General features: G+C 69.8%; 4 protein-coding genes. 2 read left to right on the top strand and 2 right to left on the bottom strand.

Annotated features, from left to right (window positions below):
• Nucleotides 1–35: 35 nt before the first annotated feature.
• Nucleotides 36–1,295 carry a phospholipase D-like domain-containing protein gene (locus QL985_RS11745; RefSeq protein WP_191551079.1) on the bottom strand — a complete coding sequence of 420 codons (1,260 nt, stop codon included), beginning with the start codon at nt 1,293–1,295 and terminating at the stop codon, nt 36–38.
• Between the two features lie 349 nt (nt 1,296–1,644).
• On the opposite strand from QL985_RS11745, the gene QL985_RS11740 reads away from it, so the two are divergent.
• Nucleotides 1,645–2,451 (top strand): exodeoxyribonuclease III, encoded by an 807-nt coding sequence (locus QL985_RS11740; RefSeq protein ID WP_191871879.1) that lies wholly within the window; start codon nt 1,645–1,647, stop codon nt 2,449–2,451.
• A 4-nt stretch (nt 2,452–2,455) separates the two neighbouring features.
• Nucleotides 2,456–3,415: a hypothetical protein gene (locus QL985_RS11735; protein WP_191871880.1), complete on the top strand. Its 960-nt coding sequence runs from the start codon at nt 2,456–2,458 to the stop codon at nt 3,413–3,415.
• Nucleotides 3,416–3,584: 169 nt separating this feature from the next.
• Here the strand turns inward: QL985_RS11735 and QL985_RS11730 are convergent, their stop codons facing one another.
• Nucleotides 3,585–4,112, bottom strand: coding sequence for a hypothetical protein (locus tag QL985_RS11730; protein ID WP_223110060.1), 528 nt, complete (start codon nt 4,110–4,112; stop codon nt 3,585–3,587).
• Nucleotides 4,113–4,805 lie beyond the last annotated feature (693 nt).

The raw sequence follows: 4,805 nt of genomic DNA, 5'->3' as shown, positions 1-4,805 counted from the left end.
GGCCGGCCGTGCGGCGTCGTCGTGCGCCGGGGATGTCAGAGCAGGGGGCGCAGCGGGACCAGCAGGACCTCCGCGACCCGCGCCATGGGGTGGCGCTCCCGCCACTGGGGGGAGGTGAGCTCCTCGCAGTGCTCGCTGTCCGCGAGGAAGACCTTCTCCATCTGGGCGGCGAAGTCCGGGTCCACGATCTCCACGTTGGTCTCGTAGTTGAAGGACAGGGAGAGGCGGTCCAGGTTGGCGGTGCCCACGGTGGACCACTGACCGTCGATCGTGGCGGTCTTGGCATGGATCATGCACGCGCCGTAGAGCAGGATGGTCACGCCCCCCTCCAACAGCTGGCCGTAGAACCCCCGGGACACCCAGTCCGAGAGGATGTGGTTGGAGTCCTTGGGGACCATGACGCGGACGTCCACCCCGCGGCGCGCGGCGTCCAGGAGCGTGTCCAGCACCTGCTGGTCCGGGATGAAGTACGGGGTGTTGATCCAGATGTGGTCCTGGGCCCGGTCGATCGCGTTCATGTACATCTCACGGATGGGGTACACGATCTGGATGGGCAGGTTCGCGTTCACCCGCACCTCGGGATCCCAGCTCTGCGGCGGAACCCACTCGATCTCCTTGTCCGGCTCGCGGTCCTCGTTCCACACCGTGGCGATCGCGTTGCGCAGACCCCACACGGCCGGGCCCACCTCACGGATGTGCGTGTCCCGCCACTGCCGGGAGTACAGGGAGCCGATGTTGAACCCGCCCACGAACCCGATCTCGTCATCCACCACCAGGATCTTGGAGTGGTTCAGGCCCGAGAACCGCAGGGGGCCCTTCCAGAACGGGCGGCGCAGGAACGGCACGCGGAACACGTGGATGTCGCTGTCGAAGGAGTAGAAGGTCTGCGGGATGACCAGGTTGGCGAAGCCGTCGTAGATCACGAACACGTCCACGCCGCGCTCCACCGCACGGTTCATGCCGTCCAGGAAGCGCTGCCCGATCTCGTCGTTCTTCCAGATGAACGTCTCCATGTGGATGGAGTGCTCGGCGTTGTCGATGGCCTCGAGCATGTCCTCGTAGACGTCCTCCCCGGACGTGTAGATGGTCAGCTCCGAGTCCTGCACCTGGGCCGTGAACGTTCCCGGACGCGGTGCGTCACGCTGCTTGCGCCCGCGCTGCTTCCACCAGTCGATGCCCGCCAGAGATGCCACGACCACGGCCTGCGCACCGAGCAGGGACCCTGCGCCCACACCGGCCGCCTTCAGCAGGATCCGGCGTTCTCTGATCTGTGACAGCACGTTCGTGGGGGTCATCCCGCCACACTACTGCCCCGTGTTCCCGGGCGTCCCGCCTCTTGCCTGGGATCCCGGTGGAAGTCCCCGGGGAATCCGCTCCGCGCCAGAGGCGGCCCCCACGCGTGAGGCACGGGAGCACGACGCCACCCACGGCCCGGGCGCACCCCGGGCTCCTCCGGTGACGGCGCCCAGCCCCTGGCGCAGTGGGGCGTGACGCCCGACCGCCTCAGGCCCCACGCGCCGCACCGGCCCCGTGCGGGGAACGCGGCCGAGCGGCGTCGTGCCCCGTGCCTGCGCCAGCCCCGGCCCGCGCGGGCCGCCCTGCACCGGTTTCTCCGGTGCCGCGCGGGTGGCTACGGTGGAGCCCATGAGAATTGCCACGTGGAACGTGAACTCCATCCGCGCCCGGGCCGACCGCATCGAGGCGTGGCTCGACCGCTCGGACGTGGACGTGCTGGCCATCCAGGAGACCAAGGCCAAGGACGAGAACTTCCCGTGGGAGCTGTTCGAGTTCGCGGGCTACGAGGTGGCGCACTTCGGCGTGAGCCAGTGGAACGGCGTGGCGATCGCGTCCCGCGTGGGGCTCACGGACGTGGAGCGCACCTTCCCGGACCAGCCCACGTTCGGCAAGCCCGGCCAGGAGCCCGCGCAGGAGGCCCGCGCGATCGGTGCCACCTGCAACGGCGTGCGCGTGTGGTCCCTCTACGTGCCCAACGGCCGCGGCCTGGAGGACCCCCACATGCCGTACAAGCTCGAGTGGCTGCGCGTGCTGGAGGGCCACGCCAAGCAGTGGCTGCAGGACGATCCGGACGCGCAGATCGCCCTGGTGGGCGACTGGAACGTGGCCCCGCAGGACGACGACGTGTGGGACATCCAGCTCTTCAAGGAGGGCGGCTACACCCACGTCAGCGAGCCGGAGCGCGCGGCGTTCCACGCGTTCATCGAGGACGCCGGCTACCAGGACGTGGTGCGCCCGCGCCACCCCGGCCCCGGCGTCTACACCTACTGGGACTACAAGCAGCTGCGCTTCCCCAAGAAGGAGGGCATGCGCATCGACTTCCAGCTGTGCTCCCCCGCACTGGCCGCCCGCGTGCAGGACGCCTGGATCGACCGGGACGAGCGCAAGGGCAAGGGCGCCTCGGACCACGCGCCCGTCGTGATCGAGATCGACTGACCCCGTGCCCCTGATCAACGCGGGCAGCGCCTACCGCAGCATCACGGGCTCGCCCGTGCGGTTCGCGCTGCGCGTCTACGTCCCCCAGCAGGACCTGGACGCCCACTACTCCCCCGGCATCCCCCGCGCCCTGGACCCTTTCACCGGCGGGGTGCACGAGTTCTCGGAGCAGCTGGCCCGCATCGCGGACACCTCCCAGTCCCTGCTGCCTCCGGCCCGCGAACCGCTGTGGACCATGCCGTTCTCCACGGCACCGGCCGGGGCGCGGCGGCTGCCCGGCACCTCCCCGGGCGGTGCCGGGCAGGTACCCGGTGCGTCCCCGAACCGCCCAGGGGACTTTCCCGTGTTCCACCCCACCCAGCGCCTGCGCCGCTCCCTGCGCCTGTTCACCGCCGCCGAGAACGAGGACAGCGCCCAGCTCCTGCCCCTGCTGGTCCCCGAGCAGGAGGTGGCGGAGGCCGCCAAGGCCACCTCCAGCGAGGCTTTCCAGCCCGTCTACACCCGAGAGGCCGCCTACGCGATCCCCCTGGCCTGGTTCGCGGCCTTCACCCCAGCGGACCATGTGGCGTCCCAGCACTCCGGGCAGGAGATCCACCGGTTCATCGCCCCAGCGGACGCCGCCGCGCAGCGCACCCTCCAGGCCGCACAGATCGTCGACGACGCCGGACGGGCCGTTTCCGGCGACACCCCCGAGGACGACCTCCCGGATGAAGCCCGACAGGCCGCCGCCTTCGCCCAGGACCTCACCCGGCTGAGCCGCTGGCTGGGATCCTTCAGCGCCGCTTCCCTGGTGAGCCTGGACTACGGCTCCCTGGCGGACCGGATCCAGCCGGACGAGTCCCCGCAGGACATGGCCGACGCCCTGGACCTGCTCCATGAGGGGGACCTCGGATCCGCGACGGCGGCGCTGCGGCGCATCTTCAGGCGCTGGGCCCCGCTGGCGCAGCTGCAGCAGGCGAACTGACCCTCGGAAGCAGAACCGAGCGCCGTCGCCCTCCGCTCTCCGCGCCTGGGAACCGGCGCACCCGGGGAGAGGCGCCCCCGCCGGTGCGCGAACCTGCGCGGCATGTGCTGCAGCTGCTGCATTTGCTCCGCTAATGCAGGTTCCAGGCCGTACGGCTGCATTTACTCCACTAGAGAGCACGGTGCGGGCGACCCAGGCCCCGTTGAATGCGCGAGAGCCACGTCATCCTGCGGGTTGGAGAGCGGAGGTCGTCCCATGTGAGGACCGAGACGTCCCACCCTGCGTCTCGTAGGAGGGAGAGGCGGTACATCTCATCCCGGTACTGGGACACCTCACGAGCATGGACACCGCCGTTGTACTCCACGGCCGTTCGCGCACCAGGCCATGCCAGGTCCAGGAAGAACGTGCGCCCCGCGATCGTCACCTGGTGGTTCAGGGACGGCTCAGGCAGGTCGTGCCGGGCAATGATCAGCCGGGTCAGAGTCTCCGCCGCCGACCAGCACGGTGACCGAGCATCACGCCAGGCGCGGCGCAGCCGGATGACGCCTCGAGCGGCAGGCGGGAGCTGGTCCAGACTCTCCTCCAACTGCTCTCGCGTGAACTGCACCGGGCGGGACGTGCCGGGGATGACGAACCGGGTGGACAGCAGCGCGTCCAGGCACGCAGTGATCCGCCACGGAGACAGCACGGTGCTCATCCGGGACAGCATCTCCAGTGGGTGGGCAACCCTGCTGCCCCATGGGCCCACGAGGCTGGGCAGACCGTGCGACATGGCAATGCGCACTCCCTCCTGCTTGGACTGGGCGCGGTGACCAGTCCAGAGCAGCTCAACGCAGTGGTTCGCGGCGTTCAGTGAGGAAGCACTGAACGCCCCCTGGCGTGGACCGCGCGACCGGTGGGGCCGGGCAAGCACCTCCTGCGCCCACGCCTCACTTCCGCCCACGGGGAGCCGCAGCAGCTCCAGCCCGTGCAGGCCGCTCACCAGAAGCCCGGACTCGGGCCGGCACAGATGCCGCTGCAGGAGAACAGCTCTTTCCACTGCTGTGAGCGGTTTGTCCCGGAGCACCCACAATCCCCGCGCGAGTCGCTGCACGCCCGGGCTGCCGAGCAACTGTGAGGCGCGTCGGCCGGTCTCCGCCGTGGGAACCACCAGTGGCTCAGGGAGAAACGGGGCTGGACGCTGCTGGTACAACACCATGCCGGAACTGTAGGTAGGTGATCCGTTGACCGGGGCGGGTTGTCCACAGCCCTGCCCCACACACCCTCTGGCCGGGAGATCCACCGCCCCTCTGCATGCTCACCCCCGAGCTGTGGACGCTGCCTAGTGGAGCAAATGCAGCTGGGGCTCCTGATTTCTGCACTAACGGAGTAAATGCAGCGGGCGGGGGTG

The sequence above is a fragment of the Kocuria sp. APC 4018 genome (assembly GCF_030407675.1).
Classification (GTDB): Bacteria; Actinomycetota; Actinomycetes; order Actinomycetales; family Micrococcaceae; genus Kocuria; species Kocuria rhizophila.
This window is presented reverse-complemented; position numbering and strand designations above follow the sequence as displayed.

Coding starts and splice junctions, on each gene's coding strand:
- QL985_RS11745 (WP_191551079.1), bottom strand. CDS start 1,295: ATGACCCCCACGAACGTGCTGTCACAGATCAGAGAACGCCGGATCCTG.
- QL985_RS11740 (WP_191871879.1), top strand. CDS start 1,645: ATGAGAATTGCCACGTGGAACGTGAACTCCATCCGCGCCCGGGCCGAC.
- QL985_RS11730 (WP_223110060.1), bottom strand. CDS start 4,112: ATGAGCACCGTGCTGTCTCCGTGGCGGATCACTGCGTGCCTGGACGCG.